We start from the raw sequence: 25919 nt of genomic DNA on the forward strand, positions 1-25919 counted from the left end.
CTCCGGGTTAGCGGCGGAGCAGCATGATTCTTGATGGCCGGGTCCGGCGGACGTGCCGCCCGTCAGCGGTGATCGTCCCGGGACTCGGGCGGCCCCGCCCGATCGGTCATCATCCGATGCATTTCATCCAGTTGACTCTGCATCCGGATCAACTGTTCGGCCATGTCGTGACGTTCCTGGTGAGCCTGTTCCTGGGAGCTGGCGTTTTGCTCGGCGGTCATGACGTCGAGAATGGCGCCGACCATCATGTTGAGGAACACGAAGGCGGTCAGGAAGATGAAGCTGAGGTAGAACACCCAGCTCATCGGGTAGACGGCCATGGTCTCGTACATCACGTCCGTCCAGTCCTCGAAAGTGGCGACGCGGAACAGCGTCAGCATGGCGATGGAGACGTCACCCCAGAGCGTCTCGTTGATGCCGGCGAAGAACAGGGCGCCGACGGCGCCGTAAATGTAGAAGATGATGAACATCAGCAGGGCGATGTAGCCCATGCGCGGAATCGCCTTGAGCAGGGCGTTGATCAACGAGCGCAGTTCGGGCACCACCGAGACCAGTCGCAATACACGGAAGACGCGCAACAGCCGGCCGATCAGAACGGCATCGGCGTGTTCCAGCGGAATCAGGCTGCCGATTACCACCACGGTGTCGAACAGGTTCCAGCCGTCCTTGAAGAAGCGCTTTTTATCCTCGCTGGCGATGAAGCGCAGCAGAATTTCCGCCAGGAAAAAGAAGGTGATGGCGCTGTCGAGAAAGGACAGACTGCTTTCAACCAGGGGCGGCAGGTCGTAGGTTTTGGCGCCGATGGCCAGGGCGGACAGGACGATGATGAAAATCACCGCGCTCTGAAACAGGCGGCTTTGTTCGATGCGCTTGAGCGCGACGGCGGCCGGGGACACATGGGTGCTCATGACAGACTCCTCAATGACGCGGCGATTTTAGGAGTCTGTCCCGTCCCGCACAAGCGAGAACTCAGCTGGCTACGGAATCCCCCTGTCGCCAGCGATCGAGCCATTGTCGAAACGCCGGGTCCGGCATCGGCCTGGCGTAGTGGTAGCCCTGGGTCATGTCCACGTGAAGGGCTTTCAGGAAGTCCGCCTGCTCCCGGCTTTCGACGCCTTCGGCGATGGTGTTCAGCCGGAAATTGTTGGCCAGCCATAAGATGGAGCGGGTGATGGCCGCGTCGGTCTCGACGGTCAGAATGTTGCGGATGAAACACTGGTCGATCTTGAGAATATTGATCGGCAGGGTGTGCAGGTAGCTGAGCGAGGAATAGCCGGTGCCGAAATCGTCGAGGGCGATGTCCAGCCCCAGATCGCGCAGTTCCGACAGTTTCCGCAAAGTGTCGTCGTTGGCATCCATCAAGGTCGATTCGGTCAATTCCAGTTCCAGAACCGACGGCGGCAATCCAAAACGCACCAGTTGGGAACGGACAAAGGCCACGAAATCGTCGCATCGCACATCTTCGGCGGTGATATTGACGGCCATCCGGTCGATGTTGAGCCCGTCGTCGAGCCATTTGCGCAGGGTGGCGCAGGCCGTGGTCAGCACCCAACGGTCGAGCGGGACCGTCAGGTTCGCGGCCCGGGCCACCGGCAGGAATTCGTTCGGCGGCGCCACCTCACCACCGGGCAACCGCCAGCGGACGAGCGCTTCCACTTGGTGCACCTGATGGTCCGCGAGACTCACTTGAGGCTGAAACCAGAGTTCGAACTGGTTCTTGCCGAAGGCGTCGCGCAGCCGGGTCTCGGTGCGGATAAAGCGTAAGGCGCGGTGCTGCATTGCACGGGAGTAGAATCGAGGCGTTGAATCCGTCGCCGAGGACAGCGCGTTGATGGCGCAATCCAGTGCGCCCAAGGCTTCTGTGGCGTCGTCCGGGTAGACGCCGACACCGAGGGTCATGTCGATATGAATGCGTTCATTGTTGACCGGTATGGGCTTGTCGGTCACGGACTGAAGACGTTGGCACTGCTCCACCAAGGCGTCCATCGATTGGCCCGGTGGTGGAATCAGCCCCCAGGTGTCGGTGGTCAGTCGTGCCAGGGTGCAGTCCGGAGCCAACAGCGCTCGCAGCCGGGCCGAACAGGTTTTCGCCGCCCGGTCGAGTCCATGGTGACCCAGCGAGCGCATGATGGGTGTAAAGTCAAAGGCCAGCACGACGACTTGCACCGTTCGGTTGAGCACCGAGGCGTCGACGATTCGGTCCGACAGGGTGTCCAGAAAGCGGGGTTTGTTGGGCAGCCCGGTGACACGATCGTGTGTGGTGAGGTAGGCCAGTTGTGCCTGCTGTTCCTGCGCCATGCGCCGGGCGCGCAACAGCATGGCGACGCGTTCGGACAATTCCAGTCGATCCACCGGGGTGACGATGAACTCGTCGACCAGGTCACCGTAGGATTTCAAATGCAGCGACAACTCGTTGCGCGACACCATCAGAATGGTGGGCAGGAACACTGGTTCCTCGTGCAGTTTGGCGTCGAGCACGGCCTGGTGCCAGCGTCGATAACCGCTGGGGTCCACGATGGCGAGGTCGAATTGGCCGTCCTCGGCGGTGAGTTGGTGGGGGTCGACCAGGTCGTATTGCGCCTGGAAATGCGCCCGCAACCGGTCGCGATTGCCCCTGGACCCGACGGCCAGCAGCACACGCGCGTGAGACAGGTCCAGACGATTCGGATCGGTGTCGGCGGACTGTGCGGTAGCGCGTAAGTGGATCGGATGAATCTTACCCATGGCAGTGGTGCCCTCGTCAACGGCCTTCCAGTCTCTTCAGCAAGTGGATCAGCGCGGCTTTTTCCACCGGTTTTTCGATAACACTGAGCGCGCCGTAGGCCAGCGCTTCGTGGCTGGCCCGGAGCCCGCGCGACGGCGACAGCACAATAAACGGAACGCCGGCGGTGCGCAGCCGTTCGCACAGGGTCCAGGTGCCGGCACCGAACCCCGAGACATCGACCAGCGCCAGTCGAATAGGCGCATCCAGGGACAGTGCGGTCGCCAGGCTGTCTTCGTCGACCGCTTCCAGGCCCCTAAGGCCGTGTTCCGCCAGGAATCGGCCGAGCACCTTGCGGTTGCCCTGCGAACGGATCACCAACAGCACGGCTTCCGTGTCGCGTTGCGGCCCGGACTCAGTCATCCCGAATAACCACCGCCTTGGGCCCGACCTGGAACCGGTGCGGCCGACGGTCGAAATCGCTGAGGCGTTTCTTGGCGACGGTCAACTGGCTGACCAGGTTGTCGCCCTCTTCGCGATAGCTCAGTGAGATGATGTTGTCCGCCAGATAGCTGATGCCTTTTTCCGACAGACTCGGATTACCGGTCAGCATGGCGGTTTCGTTGACCAGCAACACCGAGACGTTGATGCGGGCCAGGCTTTTCGCCAGTGCATGCAGGCGCGACTTGATCGACTCGTCCATCAGCGTCAATTGAAATCCGGCGGTGCTGTCGAACACCACGAGCCGGGTTTGGCGCATCATGACGTCGCGGTAGACCTTGCTGGCGAACTCGTCGGCCAGATAGCGCATCGGTTCCACCTGCTCAATCGTGACCGCTTCCTGGTCCCGCGGTCCTTCCAGATCGATGCCCAGGTTGTTGGCGCGGTGGCGGAAGGACGAGACCTCTTCTTCGAACAAATAGACGCAGGCGTGCCCTTCGATGCGCGCGGTTTCCGAGGCGATGCAGGAGGCCAGGGTCGATTTGCCGATCCCGGAAGGGCCGGTCAGCATGGTGATGGTGCCGCTCTCCAGGCCGCCGCCGAGCAGGGTGTCGAGCCGTTCGATGCCGGTCGGGATCGCCTTGAAGCGGTTTTCGGTCAATTCCTCGACCGGCGGAACCGGCCGGGGGAAGACTTCCACGCCCGCCGCACCGTTGCGCATCTGGTGGCACCCATGCATGAAGCTGGAGCCACGGAATTTATCCACACACAGGACGGAACCCATCTCGTCTTCAGTCAGCGACAGGACGCCGTCGGCGAGAAATTGCAGGTCGTCGTCCGGGGTGTTGTCGCTGTGTTCGGACGAAAACACGACGGTGGCGTTGCGTGCCTTGAGGTACTGCAGGAAGGACAGGACTTCCTTGCGGTACTGAAAGACATCGGCCGTCAGGAAGCGCAACTGGGTGAGGGAGTCGACGAAGACGCGTTTGGGTTGCAGCCGTTCGACCGCCTCGACGATGGATTCCGACAGCGGTGCCTGTTCGACGTCGGATGCGGCGAAGACGTCGTAGTGTTCCTGCTGGGTGAAGAAGTGCTCGTCGGGCGAGAGGTTGAGAAAGGTGATGTGCGAGACATCCAGGCCGATGGCCCGGGCGTTGTGTTGCAACTGGCGGTCGGATTCCTGGAAGCCGATGAACAGGCTGTGGTCGTCCGGGGCGCCGGCGTAGAGGAAGTGAAGTCCGAGGGTGGTTTTACCCCGGCCCGGTCCGCCGCGAACCAGATAGGCCGATTCGGCGATCACGCCGCCATGAAGGACCTGGTCCAGGCCGGGTATACCGGTGGATAGGCGTTGCATAGCCTCCTCCCGAGTCAAAGTGAGGCGGTCCTTGCCCGGTGGTGTGTCAACGTCAGTGAATCTGAGGCTAGCAGCGGGGTGGGGGTTGTCAAACGGCTTTCATTTGCGTTTGATGGGGGTGTCACAGTGTGTTCCTTCCCATCCGACATCGGTGCCTGAATGAAACTGGTTTATACCCACCCCAATCTGTACGCGGTCGCCAATGCCCAGACTCTGGTGGAGAGCGTGGGCATCGGGTGCGAGCTGCACAATGAGTATGCCGGCGGGGGCATGGGGGAGTTGGCGCCGATCGATACCTGGCCGGAGTTGTGGGTGGTGGATGATCGGGATTATGACCGGGCGGTGCAGTTGATTGATGAGGCGCAGGCTCGTGGCGCCGGGGAGGATTGGTTTTGCGGCCGGTGCGGGGAGCGAAACGGGGCGAGTTTCGAGGTCTGCTGGGCGTGTGGGCGGGAGCGTCGAACGTCTTGAAGTGCCAATGGTCCGCGCTGATGTTGCCAATGGTCCGCGCTGGCTGCCAGGGATGCTCAATCGGGGTCGCCGTGTATCCATCCATGGAGGCTTGACGGCAGCATCCCTGCTGCCCACATCCCCGCTTGAGCATCCCTGGCATCCAACGCTCGCTACAGTGCCATTGTGTTCAGCAATCATTCCCTTCGGCAGCTGTGACCTATGGCTCATTCGGGCTGAATGAAATTCCACTATACTGGCCGGTTCCCTATTGAACCTCCAAGTACCCAGGACCCGCCATGTTTGCCTTTTTCGAGCGTCTGATCCGTCCGTTCCCGGTGGATGAACCCGGCCAGCCGCCGGAGCAGTTGATTCCTTTTTTACGGCATTACACGAAGGGGATGGAGGTCCCTCTGATTGTGATGTCGTTGCTGACGGCCATTCTGGCGATTCTGGAAGTGACGCTGTTCGGGTTTCTGGGTCAGTTGGTGGATTGGCTGGTGGAGCAGGATCGGTCGACGTTGTTGCAGGATGAGGGCGGTCGTCTGTTGTGGATGGCGGTGATTCTGCTGGTGGCGTTGCCGGTTGTGAGTATTCTCCACGGTCTGGTGATTCATCAGACGTTGCTGGGTAATTACCCGATGGTGATTCGCTGGATGGCGCATCGGTATTTGCTGAAGCAGAGTCTGTCGTTTTATCAGAACGATTTCGCCGGGCGTATCGCGACGAAGGTGATGCAGACGTCGTTGTCGGTGCGCGAGACGGTGATGAAGATGCTGGATGTCCTGGTGTACATCCTGGTGTATTTCACGGCGATGATCGTGATGCTGGCGCAGCTCGACAGTTGGATGATGCTGCCGATGATGGCGTGGCTGGCGTTGTATGTCGGCAGTCAGTCGTATTTTGTGCCGCGCCTGAAGAAGGTGTCGACGGAGCAGGCGAACGCACGCGCCGGGATGACCGGGCGGATCGTGGACAGTTACACCAACATTGCGACGGTGAAGTTGTTTTCGCATACGGATCGTGAGGCGGATTATGCGCGCGAGGGCATGGACGGGTTTCTGGATACGGTGTACCGGCAGATGCGGCTCGTGACCGGGTTCAATTTCAGTGTGGACCTGATTAACTACGTTTTGATTTTCGCCGTGGCGGCGATGTCCATCGGGCTGTGGATGCAGGAGGCGATCACGGTCGGGGCCATCGCGATTGCGGTCAGTATGGCGTTGCGTCTCAACGGGATGGCGCAGTGGATCATGTGGGAAGTCGGCGCGCTGTTCGAGAACCTCGGTGCGGTGGCGGACGGGATCACGACCTTGTCGAAGCCGCACGACATCACCGACCGGGACGATGCCAGGCCGATCCGGGTCGAGCACGGTGAGATTCGTTTCGACAACATGGGTTTCCATTATGGCCAGGGCAGTGGCGTGATCGATCATCTCGATCTGCGCATCAAGCCCGGCGAGAAAGTCGGTGTGGTGGGGCGCTCCGGGGCGGGCAAGTCGACGCTGGTGAACCTGCTGCTGCGCTTTCACGATGTGGAATCCGGCCGGATCCTGATCGACGGTCAGGACATTCGCGATGTGACCCAGGAAAGCCTGCGCGCGAACATCGGCATGGTAACGCAGGACACCTCGCTGCTGCACCGCTCGGTGCGCGACAACATCCTTTATGGTCGTCCCGATGCCACCGAACAGGACCTGATCGATGCCACAAAACGCGCCGAGGCGTACGATTTTATCCAGGGGCTCACAGATCCCTACGGCAACACCGGTTTCGACGCCCAGGTGGGCGAGCGGGGTGTTAAGCTGAGCGGCGGTCAGCGCCAGCGCATTGCCATCGCGCGGGTATTATTGAAGGACGCGCCGATTCTGGTGCTGGACGAAGCCACCTCGGCGCTGGACTCGGAAGTGGAAGCGGCCATTCAGCACAGCCTGTATCAGTTGATGCAGGGAAAGACGGTGATCGCCATCGCCCACCGGCTTTCCACCATTGCGGCCATGGATCGCCTGATCGTGATGGACCGGGGACGCATCGTCGAGGAAGGCACCCACCATGAATTGATTCAGGCCGGTGGCATCTACGCTCACCTCTGGGCGCACCAGACCGGTGGCTTCCTGGCGAATGACCTGGAACAGGAAGACGAAAAAACCACAGCCACCGACTGAACCGATACACACGAGACACAGGACAGCGACCATGACCACCATCGACGAACTGCTGAACCAGGCCCACGACTGCGGCACCGACGGCCAGATGAGCGTACCGGACAGCTGGGGTCAGGGCCGCACCTTGTTCGGCGGCCTGTCGGCCGCACTCGCCTACCGGGTCTTACGCAATCGTATCGCCGACGACCGGGTGCTGCGCAACCTGAGCGTCAGCTTTGTCGGCCCGATCGCCACCGGGCAGCCGTTCGGGTTCGAGGTCGAGATCCTGCGCGAGGGCAAGAACGTCACCCAGGCCCTGGCGCGCATTACCCAGGACGGCCAGGTCGCCCAGGTGCTGCTCGCCAGCTTTGGCGTCGCGCGCGACTCCTCCACCGGCGTGGTCAATGACCAAAAACCCCCGTTCGACTGGCCGGAAAAACCGACCTTCCTGCCGTTTATCCCCAAGGTCACGCCCCAGTTCTTCCAGCATGTCGACCTGGCCCTGGTCGACGGCCAATTCCCCTTCACCGGCGCCAAAACCGCCCATCATGGCGGCTACATGCGTTTCAAGGACACCCCGGAAACCCTCACCGACGCTCACCTCATCGCCCTGATCGACACCTGGCCGCCAACGCTGCTGCAACAACTCAAACAACCCGCCCCCGCCAGCTCCCTGGCCTGGAACATGGAATTCCTGCACCCCCACCGCCCGGTGCAACCCGACCACTGGTTCGCCTACCACTGCGACACCCGTCAGGCCGGTGAAGGCTACGGCCATACCGAAGCGAACATCTGGGATACGCATGGGGAGTTAGTGGCGATCAGCCGGCAGACGGTGACGGTGTTTGCGTAGTGGTCGTCGATTAATTGACGATCGGTAACAAAAACATCCGGCTAATATGGTTGCGGTGTCGAATATTTTTACATAGTGTTGACGGTCTATGCCTTTTTATCACGCGATAGGAGTCGAGGTATGCCGTCCCGTTCAATTCTTCAGGCTGCGCTAATAGGTATCGCAGGGATTCTGACCGCTTGTCAGCCCGGAGGGGATTCCTCGGGGGGCGGAAGTGGAAATTCGGCACCCACATTTGTGGATATCAGGACTTACGTTCGGTCCCACGACAGCCATGAAGCGGAGAGCGATATGACCCTCACCGCCGACTTCCAGGTAGAAGATGCGAACGGCTTTGACGATGTCGATCATGTCCGCCTGACGTTTCCGGATGGCACATATTACATATTGGATCGAAATGAAAACCTGTATAAGCGGAATGGAGTGCTGTATTTCAAAGGATTCATCTACATGGATTCCGAATCCGATACGGGAGAACGGAGCTTCCCCATGCACGGCTACAAGGCCGAGGTATTTGATACAGCAGGCGCATCCACCAGTCAGATTTTTTCCATAGCCGGTGCGAACGGTGAAGAACCTGCGGCGGGCAGTGTCATGATTCACCCCAATGACTATTCGAGCCAGGCTGATGATCAGGTTTCCGGTCTATCAATACCCATTGTCAACGATGTAACTCGGTACGATGACGGCCTGTCCATTAATGTCACAGTGTCGGATGATCGTGTGGGCGAAATACAGTTCTGGGTTGCGGATTCCGACGAAAACTGGTTCATGAATTATCTGGAGCTGGATGCGTCGGTTATCGAAACCAACGGATCCAAGACCTACAAATTACCGTTGGATATGTTCAATATAAACAGCGGATACAGCCTTTCGGATGCCCAATATGTCGCCGTGAATACCTATGACGCAGGCGATACCAAGAGCGGCCCGTTCGAAGGATTGAGTTGGCTTGGGAGCTCATCGGTACAGGTCAGCATCAATACTGTATTAAACGAACCATTGGAACCCATCACTGGTGAGCATACCGGCGTGGTTCTGGATTCGCGCATTCAAGGGTTGACGTATCAAACCTCCTCCGGTGTGGAGGGTGTGACCAGTGCTCTGGGGCAGTTCGACTACAACACGGACGACACGGTCCAGTTCTCTATCGGTTCTTTGGTGTTCCCTGAAGTGGCTGCGAAACCGGTGATGACTCTCCTGGATTTGCTCGAAACGGATAATCACCAGTCGCAAGAAGTCACCAACCTGGCTCGATTGATCCAAACACTCGATGACGACGGCCTTTACGAAGAAAGCATCGTATTGACTCAGGATAACATTGCAGCAGTAACCTCGAATGACATCTTATTGAATGATCTTTCCGTAGCGCCGGACACGTTTGAGTCGAGCTACAAGATCAGTGGGCTTATCTGGGACCTGGACACCGTCGATGCATTGGTAACGGAAGAAGTCGCCACCGATCATTTCATCTCGACGCTTCAATCATCGGAACTGCTCGATACCGATGGTGACGGCAATAGTAACGCCATCGATTCCGACGACGACAACGACGGTATTGCGGATGATCAGGATGCGTTCCCGTGGGATGCCAATGAGTGGTCCGACCATGATGGGGATGGGATTGGTGATGTCGCTGATCCTGATGATGATAATGACGGTATTGATGATGCTCAGGACACGTTATTGAGTGATCTTTACCCTTTACCGGATTCATTGCCGGTTATTACGGAATCCATGCTATTGCCTTCTAAAGGGTATGTTGTCTTCAGCCATAAAGACGACAATTCAGTGACGATTCTGAATGTACCTGAAATGACGGAAGCGGCTTCAATCAACTTCAGTCGGATGCCCAATCGCATGACCGTTTCACCGGACATATCGACCTTGTACATAGCCTTGATGGATAACGAATTTGTCAATTCTACAGACGAAACCGGTCAATCCGGCGCGGTTGCCATTATTGACCTGTCGGACCTGACACTCACTGGGACGCTACCCGTCGAAGTCGATCCCTATGATCTAGTGGCGACTGACTCCGGGCATATAGTGGTCTCCTCCGGTTCCGACCAATGGACCACTATTGAGAAATACGATACGAGTAATAGTCTGTTGTTGGATAGCGCGACTATTCGGCAACGATCAAGGTTGTTTTTGTCAGCTGACCAGAGTCGAGTATTTGCAGCTGATACCGATTTAAATCCCAGTGACATAGAATCCTTTGATATCAGTGGAGATACCATCGTAAGTGAAGGAGATTCCCCCTACCATGGTGATCATCGAATGTCCGGTAATGTCTGGGCTACACCCAATGGTGACTATTTAATTACGCGTGGTGGTGACCTGTTTAATGCATTGGACATGACCTTTGTCGATGAATTGACCGTTAGTGGTGTCATGGTGGAGGCTATTGGCTTTGATACTGTAAATTCCAAAGTGTTGTTGGCACAATCGAATGGCCGCATCAAACAGTTTGCGTCAACCACGATGGCGGCAGAAACTGAATGGACAATGTATGGAACTCCGTTCGACATTTCGCTTGCTAATGGGGATCGATACTACTTAACAGATGGGGAAAATGGGTTTCGCCTGGTTGTTGATGATCTTCAGTAGCTGGAAATGGATCACTTTATAAGGGGTAAGGGGTCGTGATTCGGACAATTTTTCGTTTAGTTGTCATTAGTCTGGGAGTGGTGTTATCGGGCTGTAACACAGGTTCTGATGGTGGCTCTGGTGACAGTCTATCCGACGGCACCGGGTCGGTAGTCAATGGAATGTGTGACTTTGGGAAACATGACACTGCGAAGTCGAATGGATCTCACGGAATCCTGATTCAATTGCCCGACGCCAAGTGCATTGGCCAGGACTACCCGAAACCGATGAGGAAAAGTCTGCCCGTTACGGTCGACAGCGCTCCAGACGGATTGGAAATCGAAAATGCCGTTAAAGTCTTCAGTGGTTCCCAGCCAACCTATACGTTTTTGCTAACAAACAAGAGTGAATCGGACTATTGTCTCGTTAGTTTCAATCAGCCATCAGTTCTGGATGAAAACGGTAGTGTCTTGCACGAAAGTGACGGTAGTTATTTGGACGGTGAAATATATTCAGGCAGTTCGGTAACCACCAGTACATGCATCAGTGCAGGGGAGTCCATACAATTCGGGGAGTATCTCGGTTACGATCCGATCGACGACTTCGATCGAGCCGTATCATTTCATGTCAGTTCAATCACCGCGCAGGTCAGGGATTATTCAAAAGAAGGTGTGGTGAGTTTTGTTCAGCTTGAATGGGATTCAGACGAATCGGCGACCTTTGTCAACAATACTGGAAAGTCTATCGACTTATCATATGGTTTTTCCGAAATAAACTACTTTGACGAAGATGGCTATCTGATCGCGTCCCTGTTCCTATCTGTCAATGATTCAGGTGACATTGTTGGTAACGGCGATACCTTCACGATATCCAGCCGGAATCAATGGGACTACCTGGCGATCAGTACGGTGGGTATCACCCTTGACTGGGAATTAGCAGACTCTGCAAAAAGTCGGGTCGGGCGGTCAAATAATGGCATGAATTTGCGTCAGTTGAAGCGTTTGGAACATGAGCGTGATTTGCAAGTCCACAGTATGAGTTATTCGGACGATCGATAGCATACTGTTGAATTAGACCGGTGTTTTCCAGTCAGGTCATCCGGATGGCCTGATAGCTTTCGTGACGAGTCGTCCGGTTGTCGATCGTCGGTCAACCAGGGCGTTTGTCATTCCATCACTCCGAATCCACCTCAATGCGAATGGTCGGATTGCGCGGCGGTTTGGGTGCAGCCAATGATTGCTCACTGAGGCTCAGGTTATCGATGTACAGAACTGTGTCCTCATCGAATCCTGAGTTGGACCAGCCCAACAGGTACAGTTCATTGAAGTAATTCTCGTCGTCCCCGCCGTAGTTGTTCAGGGCCGTTTCATCGGTCACCAAAGTGCCGTTTTTCCACATGCGCATTACACCGTCGTTGCTGTCTGCAGACGACGGTACGCGGATGAAGGCTTCGATACGCACCCATTGTCCGCGGTCGTCGGCGGTCAGCACACCCACGCCCAAGTCGTCGGCCGGGGGGCGGGCGGCTTGCTCGGTCCCGTTCCGGTACCGGTGCAGGAACAGGTTGGAGCCGCCGTCTCCATCGGGGTTCACCGACCAGTTCAGGTGAAATCCGGGGTCGGTGTAGGGCGCGCGATAGATGGCGAGGAATTTGTTGTTGCTTGCTCCGGACTCGGTTCGGTGGGCGTAGTTCAACGGCACGTACAGGTCGTAGGCGATCCAGAGTTCAGTGCGGTCGGGGAACGACAGGCGTTGTTCCGACCAGGCGTCCTCGCCGGTGGCGCCACCCTTGAACGTGAAGCGGAGGGCAAACTGCCCGGTGCGGGCGCGCTCGTTGGTAACCGAGGTATAGATACTGGAGCCGTACTGGACGCCCGGTTCGGTGTGGTCGAGCGTACCGGATTCGAACCCGTCGGAAAAGAAGGGAGCGGGCCAGGCGGGCAGTGCCATCAGTAACATCGTGGCCGGTGCGAAGAGGAGCTTGAATGCCTTGCATCGTGTCATACGGAGTCTCACTGTCGTCCTTGTATCAGTCCGGATGCGATAAATTATCACACTGCGTTGCAACAGACTGTGCGGAAGCCCCGGTTTTAGAGGCATAGTCAGGTCATGGCATCGCTGAATACAACCAGCATCAGGGTGGCGATCCCCAAAAAGGACAGGAACCCGGCAATGTCCGTAATGGTGGTCAGTATGATCGAGGATGACTGTGCGGGATCCTGGCCGAGCCGTTTGAGGACAATGGGGACCAGTGCCCCGGCCATTCCGGCGATGGTCATGGAAATAATTAACGACAGGGCCAGGACCAAAGCCAGGATCAGGTTTCGGCTCCAGACATACACCCCCAGTGCTGCGGTAATGGCAACGGCCAGGCCATTCAGGCAGCCCGCGGCCGCTTCTTTGAGCATGACGCGCGTCCAATGCCGTAAGGTGATCTCTCTCAACGTCAACCCTCTCATGGTGACGGCGAGTGCCTGCGCGCCGGTGTTTCCCGATTGGCCCGCCGCCACCGGCATCAATACCGCCAAAGCGGTGACTTGCGCGATCGTGCTTTCAAACAGGCCGACCACGGCCGCGGCCAGGAAGCCAGTCAACAGGTTGATCTGTAACCAGGGTTGGCGTTTGCGAACCGCGAACAGGCTGCTCGACAACGCCTGCTCGTCCCGACTGACTCCGACCATGGTCTGAATGTCGGCGGATATGTCCTCACGCAGTGTGTCGATGGCATTGGGACCACGAATCACGCCCAGTAGACGCTGGTGAATATCGACCACCGGTATCGCATCCAAGCGGTGTTTTTCCAACAGGTCGGCCACTTCGTCTTTGGTGTCCAATGGCGATACAAACACTGGTGTGTCGGTGCCGATGTCACGCATAGTCTGTTCCGGTGCGGCCACGACCAGGGCTTCCAGGCCCACTTGACCTTCCAGGCGCTGGCCGGAGTCGACGACGTACAGACGGCGTCGCGAGGTGGCCGGAAAATGTTTCAACTGCGCCAGCGCGGTCTCGACTGTGCTGTCACTGTTGAGCGTGATAACCCGAGTCTCCATCATTGCACCCGCGGAGTCGGAGGGGTAGGCCATGAGGTCACTCAATTCAGCACTCAGGTCGGGGGTCAACAAGGCTAAAAGCCGGCTTCGCTGTTCCGGGTCAAAGCGCTTCAGCAGAGCGGCGCAAAGTCCTGTATCCAGGGCTCTAAGCCATGGTACGGCCACTTCATCGGTAGCCCGTGAAAGCAAGTGTGACGCCATGGAAGGCGTCAGTTCGATCCAGACTCGGTTGCCGATCGGGGGGCTTTGCGTAGCCAGCAAAGCATAGGCTTCATCCGGCGGCATCGACTCCAGCGCTCGGGCGGCCTCACGCGGATAGTCACGCAAATAGGATTGCGTCAGGACGGTGGCCGGTGCTGACGGTTCTTTCGAGGAATGCAACGGGGTGTTGGTCATAAACGTGGCTCGGCGGGGGCGGATGGTGCCGAAGCCACCAGAGTCAGCAACGCGACCAAACACTCGGCGTAAAGCGGCCCCACAGTGCTCAGGGTGTCAGTGGATGCCGATGGTGAGGAGGCTGGCGCTCGTTCCGTCTGTGCCAATGCGCATCTGAGATCATGGTGTCGCAGCACTCCGACCGCTACCCGATATCGATCCAACACGACCAGAGTGCTGTGAACGGTCCAGAGTGGATGTGTCAGTGCGGCGGAAAGTTTCATTCGGCCTGGCAGGGTCGGGCAAGGGGAAATTGCCAGTTGACCAAGGCCGACGTCCGCTGGAGCTGTGAGTAGACGTCTCGCACTCACCAGCCCGATGGGTTGGCCCGCATCGTTCACGACAGGAAGGGCATCGCTGTCCAATTCGGAATCGGCACGCGTCAGCCGAGCCAGCGCATCGGCGGCATTGATGGACGCCGGCATCATCAGCGTGTCGGCGATCATCCAGGCGCCAACGGTGTCTTCCGGGTAGGACAGCAGAAATCGATACAAAACCGTACGTCGTTCGGGCAGGTTTTTGAGCATCCCGATCCGTACCGAATTCGACAGGCACCTTAGAATGGCAACGGCCTTGCGGGCATCGATAGACGACAACACAGTCAGAGACAACTCGTCAGGAATCGCCTGCAGCAGCCGAGCGGCCAAGGCCGGCACAAGATGTTCAAACAGTCGTTGGGCCTGTCTCAACGGCAGGTTTTGAAGGAGGTCGGTGGCGAGATCAACAGGGTGTCGCTCCAGTTCCCGCGCTGCGGCATCGGGATGGGTGCGGACGTAGGTGTTGATCAAGTTCAGTTCACTGTGTTTCATCCGGTCCTTCCCCCGTATGAGGACGCCAACTTGTTGTCGGGGTACTAGGGTTGTTCGTCCGGCTCGGGAGTGTCGGGCTCGAACTGGCTGATGTGTTTGTGGAAGACATGGGCCGGCACAATCGCCCGGCCCGTGTCCGTATCGACGACAAACGCCGTGCGGGAAATGTCCAGCAGGGTTCCTTTAACGCCGGCCAGCGTCAGTGTCTGCCCGACACGATAATGGTTGCGGGCATCGATCGCGCCGATCACATTGGCCATGTACTGACGGGCACCCAGTCCGAAAGCCAATGCGGCGCCGAACAACAGAACGCCGATGATGACAATCAGAACGGTCGTGAAAAAAGCGACGTTGATTCCGAATTGCTCGACACCGATGACCACGGCCATAACGACCGTCGCGCTTTGTGCGACCCGGGGTAAGACCGAGGCTTCGGTGGCGTTTCGGGTGGTCGTGGCGGCCTCGACCAATGAGCGAACCAGGACGCTGAGCGCCAGACCGGCGAAGATCAGCAGCAAGCCGGTAAAGAGTCGTGGCAGGTAGGACAGCATGACCGTGGAGAACTCGCTGAAAAGTCGCCACTCCAGAATGCTGGCCGCGATGGCCACAAAGAACAGAATGATAACCCAGTAGATCGTATTGACCGCCCAAAGCCCCAGCAACCGAAACCGTGGCGTCGCAATCTCGTATCGGGCGAGAAAACGAGGCAGAAAGGCGTCAATCGCATGGACAAACCGGCGTGCGATCAGTCGGACCAGCCGTGCGATCAACCAACCAAAGATCAGAAGCAGGAGTGCCGCGATCAATTGGGGTAGATAACCCAGTGCGAGTGCCAGGGCGTGCTGGAGCGATTCGTACAGCGTTTCGTTCCAGTCCAACCGGGGTGTTGAATTCGCCATTTGGATCACCTCACTGTGCCCCTGTGGCATACCCTTTCCGTTGCGGTGATTTCCTTGGTGATGCGAAATGACACCCACGCCGGGTAGTTAAGTCCATGGCGGCCGACTCTACAACCTGATTGTGCTAAAAACCGGTAATGAGGCCGGATCGAAGGCAAGCCCATGCCGGGATATGGGCTGCCTCTCGGCACAGCAGGGATGGCGGACACCGCCGAGTTGCCTCGCCCTCGGAGGTTGATACTATGAACCAACAGTGTAAGCGAATCATACCATGACGGATTGGTTTCCCTGGCTGACCTGGCGGCCCGATACGACAGAGCAAGCGTTTCGAGACTCCTTCATTCGACGAATGCGGACACCCACGAACTGGTCCATTGCATTGGCAACCGTGGTTGGGTTGAGCTTTATTCTCTATGCCATGTGGACGGGTGATGACTGGCAGTCCACCAGTAATATATATCGCGTGTCGATGATTGCCGTCATGGTTGGCTTTTTACTGATCGGGACACGCCTGGGCGATCCGACCTGGATGATGAGCCTATACGCGACAACCCTAATCGTCATCACACTGGCTGGCCTGATGTTTCTAGCCTCAGCCCGTCGTTACGGAGCATTGACCGAGGGTGGTCCGATGGTGGTGGCCATGCTGTGCGGTATTCTGCCGGTGCTGCATCTGGGGCACAAACTGATGATTTGGTTGCTATTGGCGGTCTTTGTCGGGGTCATTACGCAGCAACCGGGAATTGAAACCGGTTGGACTCTGTTTTATTACGCGGTCACGGTCAGCGTCCTGTCTGTCTACCAATGGCAGATGGACCGGCTCATGCGCATTCAGTATCTGGCGGAATCGCTTGAGCGGGAAAAAGCCGAAACCGACCATCTCACCGGAACGTTAAACCGCTATTCGTTCGAAGCCCGGTTGTCCGAGCGCTTGACTACGCTGGAGCCCGGAGAAGGCGTCGCGCTGGCCATGGTGGATATCGACTTCTTCAAGCAATTCAACGATCACTATGGCCACCTGGAAGGCGATCGGGCCTTGGTTCGTATAGCCAAATCGCTGGATCAGACACCCGCCGACCTGGTGGTGCGCTTCGGCGGCGAGGAATTTGTGGTGCTGTCTTTCTTCACGGACCGGCCTCCGGCCTGGGTGTCTGACTTGCACGAAACCGTCTCCGCCCTGGGTCTGGTCCATGAAGCGTCCCCTCTGGGTACATTAACGATATCGGTCGGGGTGGCGTGTTTTGTGAGCCAAGGGAAGAGCGATCGTGCAACGGTTAAGTCTCTGCTGACCGCGGCTGATCATCAGCTTTACCAGGTGAAAGCGAACGGCCGCAACCAGACCCGTTATGTTGATCTGTAGGGAATCCAATGCATCGGGCATATCGGTAGCGGCTTAAACACCGTGACGATCGGCCGGCTTGATTCAGCCTGAATCTCCCCCATCCAGAAGCTGAACCTCAATCGCAGACCCGATTCCTGTTATGACCCGTTATTCTTTACTCGACCTCGCCCCCGTCAACGAAGGCAGCACCCCACGCGAGGCCCTGCTCAACGCCCGCGCACTCGCCCAAAAAGCCGAACAGCTGGGCTTCACGCGCTTCTGGATGGCGGAACATCACAACATGCCCGGCATCGCCAGTGCGGCGACAGCGGTGGCGCTGGGTTTTGTGGCGGAAGGCACGGAGCGGATTCGCATCGGTGCGGGCGGTGTGATGTTGCCGAACCATGCGCCGCTGACCGTGGCGGAACAGTTCGGGACCCTGGCCTCTGTGTACCCCGACCGGATTGATTTGGGGCTGGGACGCGCCCCGGGGACGGACGGGGCGACCGTGCAGGCATTGCGACGCGACCCGATGACGGCGGCCGATCGGTTCCCGGACGATGTGTTTGAATTGCTGGAGTATTTCGAGCCGGTCCAACCCGGGCAGCGGGTTCAGGCCGTACCGGGCGCCGGCCTGCGGGTACCGGTCTGGCTGCTGGGGTCGAGTCTGTTCAGTGCGCGCCTGGCGGCGCACATGGGGCTGCCCTTTGCCTTTGCCTCGCATTTCGCGCCCGACTACCTGGGTCGCGCGCTGACCCTGTACCGTCAGGAGTTCCAACCTTCAGTCTATCTGGAACGCCCTTACAGCATGGCGGCGGTGAACCTGTTCGCGGCTGATACCGAAGCCGAAGCGCGTCGGCTGCGCACCTCGGTGGAACAGCAATTTCTGGCGTTGCGTCGGGGGACGCCCGGGCCTTTGAAACCACCGGTGGAGCCCGACCAGGTCTGTGGTCCCTTGGAACGGGCGCAACTGGAGCAGACGCTGGTCGAATCCGCGACCGGCACGCCCGAGCAGGTCGAGCTCTGGCTGGCCGCTTTCGTGGAGCGAACCGGTGTCGATGAGATCATCTTCACTTGCCAGCTGTTCGACCAACCGGCCCGCTATCGGGCGCTGGAAATCGGCGCCGGGGCGATGGCTCGGTTGGTGTAACTTACACGAACCCCTGACTGCGTAAATAATCCTCATAGTTCCCGCTGAAATCGACGATGCCGTTCGGGCTCATGTCGATGATCCGGGTCGCCAGCGACGACACGAACTCGCGGTCGTGGCTGACGAAGATCAGGGTGCCGGGGTAGTTTTCCAGCGCGAGGTTCAGCGCCTCGATGGATTCCATATCCAGGTGGTTGGTCGGTTCGTCCATCAGCATGACGTTGGGTTTGATCAGCGTCAGTTTGCCGAACAACAGACGACCCTGTTCGCCACCGGAAACCACCTTGACCGATTTTTCGATCTCGTCGCCGGAAAACAACATCCGACCCAGGGCGCCGCGCACCATTTGTTCGCCTTCCTTCGTCCATTGCGACATCCAGTCGATCAGGGTCGCGTCGTCGGCGAAGTCGTCGGTGTGATCCTGGGCGAAGTAGCCGACCTCGGCGCTGTCCGTCCACTTCACCTCGCCCGCTTGCGGCGTCAGTTTTTCGGCCATGCAGTTCAGCAGCGTGGTTTTGCCGATGCCGTTGGGTCCGATGATGGCGATGCGTTCCCCCGCCTCCACCTTGAGACTCAACCGATCGAACAGTGGCGCGTCGTCGTTGTAGCCAAAGGTGAGATCGGTCAGCGTCACCGCCTGGCGGTGCAGCTTTTTCTTCTGCTCGAAGCGGATATAGGGGCTGACCCGGCTGGACGGCTTCACTTCCTCGAGCTGAATCTTGTCGATCTGGCGAGCGCGGGAGGTGGCCTGCTTGGCCTTGGAGGCGTTGGCCGAGAAGCGGCTGACGAACTGCTGCAGTTCGGCGATCTGCGCTTTTTTCTTGGCGTTCTCGTTGAGCAGGCGTTCGCGCGCCTGGGTGGCGGCGGTCATGTATTCATCGTAATTGCCGGGGAATAGCCGCAGTTCGCCGTAATCCAGATCCGCCATGTGGGTGCAGACGCTGTTCAGGAAGTGACGGTCGTGCGAAATGATGATCATGGTGCTGTTGCGGGCGACCAAAATGCCTTCCAGCCAGCGGATGGTATTGATGTCCAGGTGGTTGGTCGGTTCGTCGAGCAACAGGACATCCGGGTCGGAGAACAACGCCTGGGCGAGCAGGACGCGCAGCTTCCAGCCAGGGGCCAGCGCGCTCATCGGGCCGTTGTGCTGTTCCAGCGGAATATCCAGGCCAAGCAGCAGTTCGCCGGCCCGGGCGTCGGCCGTGTAGCCGTCCATCTCGGCGAAGGCCACTTCCAGTTCGGCGACGGCCATGCCGTCTTCCTCGCTCATTTCCGGCAGGGAATAGATGCGGTCCCGTTCGGCCTTGACCCGTGCCAGTTCGCTGTTGCCCATAATGACGGTGTCGATGACCGTCGAGTCTTCGAAGGCGAACTGGTCCTGGTGCAGCTTACCCAGCAGCGTTCCGGGTTCGAGCATGACCTGGCCATTGGTCGGCTCGAGGTCACCGCCCAGGATTTTCATGAACGTGGACTTGCCACAGCCGTTGGCGCCGATCAGACCGTAGCGGTTGCCACGGCCGAATTTGACGGAGACGTCTTCAAACAGGGGCTTCGCCCCGAACTGCATGGTGATGTTGGCCGTTGAAATCAAAGGAGGGACTCATCTGTAGTGGGGTCGGCGCAGGGGCCGATTCGAAAAGGCAGGCATTGTACAGTTTTTAGACACGAAAAACAGAGCGGGACGCCGGTCTTCCGTTTAACACTGAACGGCTCGGTCAGGGGCTGCCGGGCGCCACCCGGGTCCGGTTCCGGCCGGCGTCCTTGGCGGCATAGAGCGCCGTGTCCGCGCGGTGGATGAGGCGGTCCAGCGACTGGTCCGGTTGCCATTCGGCCAGGCCGGCGCTGAAGGTCACCGGGCACACCAGGTCGGTGCGCCGGTCCAGTGCGCTGCGCAGTTGTTGGTCCAGCACCAGGGCTTGATCGACGCCGCCGGGCACCATCAGCAGAAACTCCTCGCCGCCTAGACGCCCGGCATCGGCGTTCATGGTCGCACAAATATCCAGCATCAGATCCGACAGGGCCTTGAGAATGGCATCGCCGGTTTGGTGACCGTATTCATCATTGATGCGTTTGAAATGGTCGATATCCGCGAGATACAGCGTGACCGGCAGGCGCTCCGACAGACGCTGTTCGACCACCTCCAGAATACTGTGGTGGTTGAGCAACTGGGTCAGGCTGTCGCGCCGGGCCAGTTCCCGCAATTGCTCGGCCAGTTCGTCGGCCCGTTGCAGTTCCTGCCGAAAGCGCCGCGAATGACCCAGGATCAATACACCGAGCGAGATCGAACTGAGCACATAGCTGATGATCAGATCGCCGAAGCGGTCCGACGGGTGTCGGTATTGAAAGATCCATTCCGGAAATCGATGTTCGATCGCCAGCATGACGGCCGGCATCAGCACCAGCCCGCCCTGGGCGAGGCGCAGCACCGGATCGTTGCGCTGGTGCACGCCGACGCTGTAGGCCAGTGCAATGGTCGAGACCAGCAGGGTAGGTCCATGTGAGCCGGCGTTGAACACCCAGTTGGTGGGCAGGGCGATGAAGCTGAGAACAATCAGTACCCCGTTCGTGGTCAGTCGCAGACGGCCATGCCAGCGCCCCTGGTACCAGAGCCAGGCATGAACCGGCATCAGACCGGCGTAGATCCAGTCGAGGCGCGGATCCGCGGTGCCGGCGATCACGTTGAACACCAGGGCGATGAACAAGAACGCTGTCGCGGTCAGGGCGAACAGCAGTTGTGCCTGACTGAGCGGGTCGGAATCCGGCCCGAGCAGGAGGGTGATGGCTCGGCGAAGGTGCGCGCGATGGCGTCGATCATCGGTTGGCACGGGTACTCCCAGGGCGCATACGGCGGCGATTGCGTCGGCAAGAGTCGGTCTGCCTGTCTTCACTATAGCCGATTGTTGCATCCGTCTGGGTTGGTTTTCGGTATGGAGCGCTGTTCGATTAATTCGTTAAACACGTCTGTTTTATTAAATGTTGACACGCCGAGAAGTCTCTGGCTAAACTATTTTCAGTGAACATCGATGATCACCTAAAGTAATCCGAACACAAACACTGAAACCCACAAGAGACTGGTTCCATGAACACTGCAATCGAACATCGAAAAGTCGGTCCGAATACCTATCTGATCGGCGGCTATATCCCGGTTCCGGGAATGGGGGTACTGCCGGTGAATGCCTATGTCATCCGGGCGGACGAACCGGTGCTGATCGACACCGGGCTGGCGGCCATGCGCGAGGACTTTCTGTCGCACCTGGCCGAGGTCATCGATCCGCAAGCCCTGCGCTGGATCTGGATCACCCACACCGATCCGGACCATCTCGGCAATCTCGCGGCGGTACTCGAACAGGCGCCCCAAGCGCGTGTTGTCACCAACTTCCTGGGCATGGGCAAGCTCGGCCTGCTACAGCATCAGGTCGATAGGGTGCATCTGTTGAATCCCGGTCAGAGCCTAAACGTCGGTGATCGGCAACTGCGGGCGGTGCAGCCGCCGACCTACGATGCACCGGAAACCTGCGCCGTGTACGACCTGAAAGACCGGACGCAGTACAGCTCCGATTGTCTCGGCGCGGTGCTGCGGGAACCGGCACGGGCGGCGAGCGACATCGACCCGGACGCACTGCGTGAAGGGTTGGTGGCCTGGGCGCACATCGATGCCCCCTGGCTGGCGCAGATCGACCCGCTGCGTTTCGATGCCGCGCTGCGGGAGATCGAACATCTGGGCGTAGACCGCGTATTGGGCAGCCACCTGCCGCCGGCCGAGTGGATGACCGAGACCTTGCTCGGCTATCTCGAATCCGCACGTCACGTTACCCCGGCCGAAGCGCCGGACCAGGCCGCCCTGGAACAGATGATGGCCCAGGCCTGATACAAACGAACAGGAGCATTCGAACATGAGCAAAACCCAACGGACCGAACGCAACGAACAGATCGTTGAGCGTTTTCTGATCGAGAGTCACGGCAATCGCCCCGAGGTCGTGGACGAACTGGTGACCGAAGACGTGCGGCTGCACGGTTTCCCGGGTGGCGATCCGGCCAATCGGGACGAGTACAAGCAGTTCTTCGTTAACCTGAACGCCGCCTTCCCGGGCATGACCACCCAGGTACCGCTGGTGATCGCGAACGACCACTATGTCGCGGCGCGCTGGCGCGTGGTCGGCACCCACCGGGCGCCGTTCGCGGGCATCCCGGCGACGGGTAAAAACGTCGATTTCAGCGGCATGGTGATTTATCGCATGGAGGGCGATCGCATCGCCGAGACCTGGCTTCAACCCGACAGCGTGACGCTGTTGCAACAGCTGGGTGCGATGCCGGAACCCGAGGCGGCGTGATCGCCAGCACGGTTCCGTTCCGTGCCGGCATCCCCGGGGCTGTATCCGGCCCCGGGGATTCGTCCCGTTCAAGGCGGTCCGGTATACTGGTGCGCCCACTCAGAATCGAGTCGCCGACGGTTTTCGCATGACGAAACGCAAGTACCAGAAAAAGCAACGGGCCGAACAACAAGAACAGACCCGGATGCGCATTGTCGAAGCCACAATGGCGTTGCACGAAGAGGTCGGGCCGGCCAGGACGACCATCAGCGCCATCGCCGAGCGCGCCGGGGTTCAGCGGCTGACGGTCTATCGTCACTTCCCGGACGACGCCGAACTGTTCCGCTCCTGCACCACCCATTGGCTCGAACTCAACCCGCCGCCGCAATCGGAGCTGTGGTCGAACGAAGCGGACCCGTTGGCCCAAACGGAAATCGCCTTGCGGCACTTTTACGCGTATTACCGGGACACGCAAAACATGTGGGTCGGCGCCGTTCGGGATGTTAACGAAGTGACCGCGCTGCAAGGCCCGATGCAAGCGTTCAACGATTACCTGAATGACGTGCGCGACCGGTTGCGCGATGCCTTCGGTTCACAATCCACCGAAGCGCTGTCACACACCCTCACCCATTGCCTGCGGTTTCAAACCTGGCATTCGCTGTCGGAAGACGGATTGACCGACCCGGCTATGGCCGAACTGGCCACTCGCTGGGTCGGCGCCGTGGTGGGACCTTGAGTTCTCCCGGGGTTAACGACCGTGCCGAGGCAGCCACAACAACATCAGCACCACGGTACCGACCAGTCCGGCGGTCAACCCGATCCAGATGCCCAGCACACCCATCTGCATTCCGCTCGCCAGTAAAATGGCCAGCGGCGCACTGATGCCCCAGTTGCCGAGCAGTGAAAACAGCATGGGCATGCGGGTGTCCTTACGGCCGCGCATCAGGCCGCAGGCGCCGGCGCCCATCGGTTCGAGCAACTCCATCAAAGCCAACAGGAAGATCAGATAGACCGTCAGCAACTGGCTGTCGATACGATTCGGAAAGATGCCTTCGGCAATGAAGGGGGCGCCGATCACCAGCGCCAGACACAGGATCACACCGGCGATCAGTGAGACGCCCAGCGTGGTGATCAGCAACTCTTTCCGATCCGCCGCCGGGCTGTCCGCACCCAGCCGCGCCATACGTACCAGACTGGCCTGCAGCAGACCCAGAGACACCGCGAAGGTCACGCCCGCCAGACGAATGGCGACGGCATGGGCGGCCACGGCGTCGGGACCGAAACTGGCGGCGTACAGGGTCGCGCCGAGGAACAGGCCGACCTCGGCCAGTGTCGCGATGCCGATGGGGAAGCCCACCCGAATGATCTCCCAAAGCAGGTCGATGGTCAGTTGTCGGGCCAGTCCGCCGCCGTCGTGTCGGCGACTGATCACGGCCAGGCACCCGGCGATGAAGCACGCCACCAGCAATGACGAATAACCGGCGCCGGTGACGCCAAAGCCGGCCCAGCCACCGACGCCGTGCATCAGGATATAGTTGAACAGGGCGTTCAGCGGTAAGGCGCTCAGGGTCACCTTCAACAGAACACCCGGTTGTTCGACCGAGGTCAGGCGGTTGCGATAGACGGCAATGGCCAGCATCGGAATCATCGTCAACGCCATGGCCCGGGTGTAGGTGCGCCCGTCGGCCAGCAAATCCGCGTTCAGGCCGGCACGGGCGAGCAAGTCCGGAGCGAACCAGACCAGAGGGGCGGCCACCAGCGACACCAGGGCCCAGAGCACCCAGCCGTGGGTGCGCAGCACGCGCAGCCGCCCGTCGGCTCCATCGGCGGACGCCTGGGCGTAGAACGGCGCCAGGCCCCCCAAAATACCGGCGGCCAGATAGAAGACGATGGAATAGGCGTCGCTGCCCACCGCGACGGCCGCCAGAGCATCCGCGCCGAAGGCGGCCGACATCACCGTGTCGGTCACACTCATGCCCATGTTGACCAAGGCGACCAGCATGATGGGGGTGGCCAGCCGCACCAGGTGGCTGGCTTCGCCACGATCGAATCGCGGCCAGGCGCGACCGCGCCGACCGGGTAGGGGTTGGGTCTGCTGAAGAGACATGACGAATACCTCGAATACGGACCGAACGCTTTGGGGTGCGGTCTTATGGGCGGTGTTGGAAACCGCGCCATTCTAGAGGCGAGGGGGCTGTAAGCGGGCAGCGATATCGGCCAGAAACCGGCTTATTCGGTCATGTTCGACCAGCGGCGGATGCGGTCGATCTCGCTGTCGTCTAGTCCCAACGAAGCTGTAGACGGGTCAACGCTGAATCGCGCAGTGGAACAACCGGTCGGGATTTCCAGCGCCAGACTGGTCTATACTGTGGGGCTCACGTCGGACGAAGGACTCTGCTCTGATGCTATCCCGATGGCTACCGATCCTGGCGGTGCTGTGGGTCTGTTTTGTCGTGTCGGCGCGGGCCGACACCATCACAATCGTTGCGGACCCCTGGTGTCCCTACAATTGCGAGCCGGAATCCGATACGCCCGGGTTTATGGTGGAGATCGCCCGGCGCGTGTTCGCCGAGGTCGGCATCGAGGTGCGTTACGAAACCGTGCCGTGGGTGCGGGCGCTGCAGGCGACGGAGACCGGGGAATACAATGGCGCCATCGGCGCCTCGAAAGTGGAAGCACCCGGTTTCGTATTCCCGGCCATCGAACAGGGCCGCATGCGCAACGGGTTTTGGGTGGCGCGCGAGACCGGCTGGCATTTTCAGGGTATCGAATCGCTGACGGACATTTTCCTGGCTTCGCTGGCCGGCTACAGCTATGGCCCGCAAGTCGAGGAGTACCTGACCGACCCGGCGAACGCCAGCCGCGTAACCCAGTTGTACGGCCCCACACCCCTTCAGAACGGCCTGAACATGCTGCAACGCGGTCGTATCGATGCTCTGCTGGAAGACGAGTATGTGTTCCGTTATGAAGTGAAGCAACGCAACGAAGTCGATCTGTTTCGTCTGGCCGGTCGCGTCGAGCTCGATCCACAGTTCAGCGATGTCTACATTGCCTTCTCGCCAGCCCTGGCCTCCTCCGAACGCTATGCCCGTCTGCTCGGCGAAGGCATGGCCCGCTTGCGCGCCAATGGTGAACTGGACGAGATCCTGGCCCATTACGGCGTCTCCGACTGGCGGGATTGAGAACCCCGTCCCAATCTCGCGATCCCGCATTTGCGTTCCCATTACCTTCGGTGACACTGCCCTGTTACCTAAGCGCCCGGTGGTGCACCAAAAATGACCATCGATTCGTTACTTCGTTCGAGGTAACCCCATGATGCAGGCGTTTTTGATCACTGGTTCAATCTTTGCTTAGGCACTGACTCGCCCAAAACGGCGAACCACCCATGCGTTCCGAGTGTGGCGGCTACC

22 protein-coding genes are annotated in these 25919 nt (G+C 59.2%); 11 read left to right on the plus strand and 11 right to left on the minus strand.

Translation table 11 applies throughout. From position 1 onward, the window contains the following. Positions 1-62: 62 nt before the first annotated feature. The 4 genes from IE111_RS12615 to IE111_RS12630 form a co-directional block, all read right to left on the minus strand. Positions 63-908 carry an ion transporter gene (locus IE111_RS12615; protein WP_189609192.1) on the minus strand — a complete coding sequence of 282 codons (846 nt, stop codon included), beginning with the start codon at positions 906-908 and terminating at the stop codon, positions 63-65. A 61-nt stretch (positions 909-969) separates the two neighbouring features. After that, positions 970-2724, minus strand: coding sequence for a putative bifunctional diguanylate cyclase/phosphodiesterase (locus tag IE111_RS12620; protein ID WP_189609194.1), 1755 nt, complete (start codon positions 2722-2724; stop codon positions 970-972). A 16-nt stretch (positions 2725-2740) separates the two neighbouring features. Continuing rightward, positions 2741-3124 (minus strand): PleD family two-component system response regulator, encoded by a 384-nt coding sequence (locus tag IE111_RS12625; protein ID WP_189609196.1) that lies wholly within the window; start codon positions 3122-3124, stop codon positions 2741-2743. Continuing rightward, positions 3117-4496 (minus strand): ATPase domain-containing protein, encoded by a 1380-nt coding sequence (locus tag IE111_RS12630; RefSeq protein ID WP_189609198.1) that lies wholly within the window; start codon positions 4494-4496, stop codon positions 3117-3119. Before IE111_RS12630 ends, IE111_RS12625 begins: the two co-directional genes overlap by 8 nt. A gap of 159 nt (positions 4497-4655) precedes the next feature. On the opposite strand from IE111_RS12630, the gene IE111_RS12635 reads away from it, so the two are divergent. From IE111_RS12635 to IE111_RS12655, 5 genes are all read left to right on the plus strand, one after another. Next, positions 4656-4967 (plus strand): putative signal transducing protein, encoded by a 312-nt coding sequence (locus tag IE111_RS12635; protein WP_189609200.1) that lies wholly within the window; start codon positions 4656-4658, stop codon positions 4965-4967. 278 nt (positions 4968-5245) lie between these two features. Next, on the plus strand, positions 5246-7111 hold the full coding sequence (locus IE111_RS12640; RefSeq protein WP_189609202.1) for an ABC transporter ATP-binding protein: 1866 nt from the start codon (positions 5246-5248) through the stop codon (positions 7109-7111). A 31-nt stretch (positions 7112-7142) separates the two neighbouring features. Beyond that, the gene (locus IE111_RS12645) at positions 7143-7943 is read left to right on the plus strand and encodes an acyl-CoA thioesterase (RefSeq protein WP_189609204.1); all 801 of its coding nucleotides are present in this window, start codon (positions 7143-7145) and stop codon (positions 7941-7943) included. Between the two features lie 291 nt (positions 7944-8234). Continuing rightward, the gene (locus IE111_RS12650; RefSeq protein ID WP_189609206.1) at positions 8235-10556 is read left to right on the plus strand and encodes a YncE family protein; all 2322 of its coding nucleotides are present in this window, start codon (positions 8235-8237) and stop codon (positions 10554-10556) included. Positions 10557-10591: 35 nt separating this feature from the next. Beyond that, positions 10592-11593, plus strand: coding sequence for a hypothetical protein (locus tag IE111_RS12655; protein ID WP_189609208.1), 1002 nt, complete (start codon positions 10592-10594; stop codon positions 11591-11593). A 115-nt stretch (positions 11594-11708) separates the two neighbouring features. On the opposite strand, the gene IE111_RS12660 is transcribed toward IE111_RS12655, so the two are convergent. The 4 genes from IE111_RS12660 to IE111_RS12675 all read right to left on the minus strand — a co-directional run bounded on the left by IE111_RS12660 (position 11709) and on the right by IE111_RS12675 (position 15728). After that, positions 11709-12539: a heparin lyase I family protein gene (locus tag IE111_RS12660; RefSeq protein WP_189609210.1), complete on the minus strand. Its 831-nt coding sequence runs from the start codon at positions 12537-12539 to the stop codon at positions 11709-11711. Between the two features lie 98 nt (positions 12540-12637). Beyond that, positions 12638-13981, minus strand: coding sequence for a magnesium transporter (gene mgtE / locus IE111_RS12665; RefSeq protein ID WP_189609211.1), 1344 nt, complete (start codon positions 13979-13981; stop codon positions 12638-12640). Continuing rightward, entirely contained in the window at positions 13978-14829 is an 852-nt protein-coding gene (locus tag IE111_RS12670) for a magnesium transporter MgtE N-terminal domain-containing protein (RefSeq protein ID WP_189609213.1), read from the minus strand. The genes mgtE and IE111_RS12670 overlap by 4 nt, the downstream gene beginning before the upstream one ends. Before the next feature lie 44 nt (positions 14830-14873). Beyond that, positions 14874-15728 (minus strand): mechanosensitive ion channel family protein, encoded by an 855-nt coding sequence (locus IE111_RS12675; protein ID WP_189609215.1) that lies wholly within the window; start codon positions 15726-15728, stop codon positions 14874-14876. 271 nt (positions 15729-15999) lie between these two features. Here IE111_RS12675 and IE111_RS12680 point away from each other — a divergent pair, with 271 nt between their 5' ends. Both IE111_RS12680 and IE111_RS12685 read left to right on the plus strand, forming a co-directional pair. Continuing rightward, positions 16000-17088 carry a GGDEF domain-containing protein gene (locus tag IE111_RS12680; RefSeq protein ID WP_189609223.1) on the plus strand — a complete coding sequence of 363 codons (1089 nt, stop codon included), beginning with the start codon at positions 16000-16002 and terminating at the stop codon, positions 17086-17088. A 121-nt stretch (positions 17089-17209) separates the two neighbouring features. Beyond that, on the plus strand, positions 17210-18199 hold the full coding sequence (locus IE111_RS12685) for an LLM class flavin-dependent oxidoreductase (RefSeq protein ID WP_189609225.1): 990 nt from the start codon (positions 17210-17212) through the stop codon (positions 18197-18199). 1 nt (position 18200) lies between these two features. Here the strand turns inward: IE111_RS12685 and IE111_RS12690 are convergent, their stop codons facing one another. Then, the gene (locus IE111_RS12690; protein ID WP_189609227.1) at positions 18201-19790 is read right to left on the minus strand and encodes an ABC-F family ATPase; all 1590 of its coding nucleotides are present in this window, start codon (positions 19788-19790) and stop codon (positions 18201-18203) included. Between the two features lie 124 nt (positions 19791-19914). Beyond that, complete coding sequence (locus tag IE111_RS12695; RefSeq protein ID WP_189609235.1) at positions 19915-21024, minus strand: GGDEF domain-containing protein; 1110 nt, start codon at positions 21022-21024, stop codon at positions 19915-19917. Between the two features lie 254 nt (positions 21025-21278). Here IE111_RS12695 and IE111_RS12700 point away from each other — a divergent pair, with 254 nt between their 5' ends. From IE111_RS12700 to IE111_RS12710, 3 genes are all read left to right on the plus strand, one after another. Then, a complete protein-coding gene (locus IE111_RS12700; RefSeq protein WP_189609237.1) occupies positions 21279-22067 on the plus strand; it encodes an oxygen-binding di-iron domain-containing protein in 789 nt (262 codons plus the stop codon). 25 nt (positions 22068-22092) lie between these two features. Continuing rightward, positions 22093-22530, plus strand: coding sequence for an ester cyclase (locus tag IE111_RS12705; RefSeq protein WP_189609239.1), 438 nt, complete (start codon positions 22093-22095; stop codon positions 22528-22530). Between the two features lie 127 nt (positions 22531-22657). Then, positions 22658-23245 carry a TetR/AcrR family transcriptional regulator gene (locus tag IE111_RS12710; RefSeq protein ID WP_189609241.1) on the plus strand — a complete coding sequence of 196 codons (588 nt, stop codon included), beginning with the start codon at positions 22658-22660 and terminating at the stop codon, positions 23243-23245. 12 nt (positions 23246-23257) lie between these two features. On the opposite strand, the gene IE111_RS12715 is transcribed toward IE111_RS12710, so the two are convergent. After that, positions 23258-24616 (minus strand): MATE family efflux transporter, encoded by a 1359-nt coding sequence (locus IE111_RS12715; RefSeq protein WP_189609243.1) that lies wholly within the window; start codon positions 24614-24616, stop codon positions 23258-23260. A gap of 295 nt (positions 24617-24911) precedes the next feature. On the opposite strand from IE111_RS12715, the gene IE111_RS12720 reads away from it, so the two are divergent. After that, positions 24912-25691 (plus strand): substrate-binding periplasmic protein, encoded by a 780-nt coding sequence (locus IE111_RS12720; protein WP_189609245.1) that lies wholly within the window; start codon positions 24912-24914, stop codon positions 25689-25691. The last annotated feature ends 228 nt before the right edge of the window (positions 25692-25919 follow it).

It is taken from the genome of Saccharospirillum salsuginis (assembly GCF_014651855.1).
Classification (GTDB): Bacteria; Pseudomonadota; Gammaproteobacteria; order Pseudomonadales; family Natronospirillaceae; genus Saccharospirillum; species Saccharospirillum salsuginis.

What these genes read in the sequence shown, in the direction of transcription:
- IE111_RS12615 (WP_189609192.1), bottom strand. Translation starts at nt 908, where the DNA reads ATGAGCACCCATGTGTCCCCGGCCGCCGTCGCGCTCAAGCGCATCGAA.
- IE111_RS12620 (WP_189609194.1), bottom strand. Translation starts at nt 2,724, where the DNA reads ATGGGTAAGATTCATCCGATCCACTTACGCGCTACCGCACAGTCCGCC.
- IE111_RS12625 (WP_189609196.1), bottom strand. Translation starts at nt 3,124, where the DNA reads ATGACTGAGTCCGGGCCGCAACGCGACACGGAAGCCGTGCTGTTGGTG.
- IE111_RS12630 (WP_189609198.1), bottom strand. Translation starts at nt 4,496, where the DNA reads ATGCAACGCCTATCCACCGGTATACCCGGCCTGGACCAGGTCCTTCAT.
- IE111_RS12635 (WP_189609200.1), top strand. Translation starts at nt 4,656, where the DNA reads ATGAAACTGGTTTATACCCACCCCAATCTGTACGCGGTCGCCAATGCC.
- IE111_RS12640 (WP_189609202.1), top strand. Translation starts at nt 5,246, where the DNA reads ATGTTTGCCTTTTTCGAGCGTCTGATCCGTCCGTTCCCGGTGGATGAA.
- IE111_RS12645 (WP_189609204.1), top strand. Translation starts at nt 7,143, where the DNA reads ATGACCACCATCGACGAACTGCTGAACCAGGCCCACGACTGCGGCACC.
- IE111_RS12650 (WP_189609206.1), top strand. Translation starts at nt 8,235, where the DNA reads ATGACCCTCACCGCCGACTTCCAGGTAGAAGATGCGAACGGCTTTGAC.
- IE111_RS12660 (WP_189609210.1), bottom strand. Translation starts at nt 12,539, where the DNA reads ATGACACGATGCAAGGCATTCAAGCTCCTCTTCGCACCGGCCACGATG.
- mgtE (WP_189609211.1), bottom strand. Translation starts at nt 13,981, where the DNA reads ATGACCAACACCCCGTTGCATTCCTCGAAAGAACCGTCAGCACCGGCC.
- IE111_RS12670 (WP_189609213.1), bottom strand. Translation starts at nt 14,829, where the DNA reads ATGAAACACAGTGAACTGAACTTGATCAACACCTACGTCCGCACCCAT.
- IE111_RS12675 (WP_189609215.1), bottom strand. Translation starts at nt 15,728, where the DNA reads ATGGCGAATTCAACACCCCGGTTGGACTGGAACGAAACGCTGTACGAA.
- IE111_RS12680 (WP_189609223.1), top strand. Translation starts at nt 16,000, where the DNA reads ATGACGGATTGGTTTCCCTGGCTGACCTGGCGGCCCGATACGACAGAG.
- IE111_RS12685 (WP_189609225.1), top strand. Translation starts at nt 17,210, where the DNA reads ATGACCCGTTATTCTTTACTCGACCTCGCCCCCGTCAACGAAGGCAGC.
- IE111_RS12700 (WP_189609237.1), top strand. Translation starts at nt 21,279, where the DNA reads ATGAACACTGCAATCGAACATCGAAAAGTCGGTCCGAATACCTATCTG.
- IE111_RS12705 (WP_189609239.1), top strand. Translation starts at nt 22,093, where the DNA reads ATGAGCAAAACCCAACGGACCGAACGCAACGAACAGATCGTTGAGCGT.
- IE111_RS12710 (WP_189609241.1), top strand. Translation starts at nt 22,658, where the DNA reads ATGACGAAACGCAAGTACCAGAAAAAGCAACGGGCCGAACAACAAGAA.
- IE111_RS12715 (WP_189609243.1), bottom strand. Translation starts at nt 24,616, where the DNA reads ATGTCTCTTCAGCAGACCCAACCCCTACCCGGTCGGCGCGGTCGCGCC.
- IE111_RS12720 (WP_189609245.1), top strand. Translation starts at nt 24,912, where the DNA reads ATGCTATCCCGATGGCTACCGATCCTGGCGGTGCTGTGGGTCTGTTTT.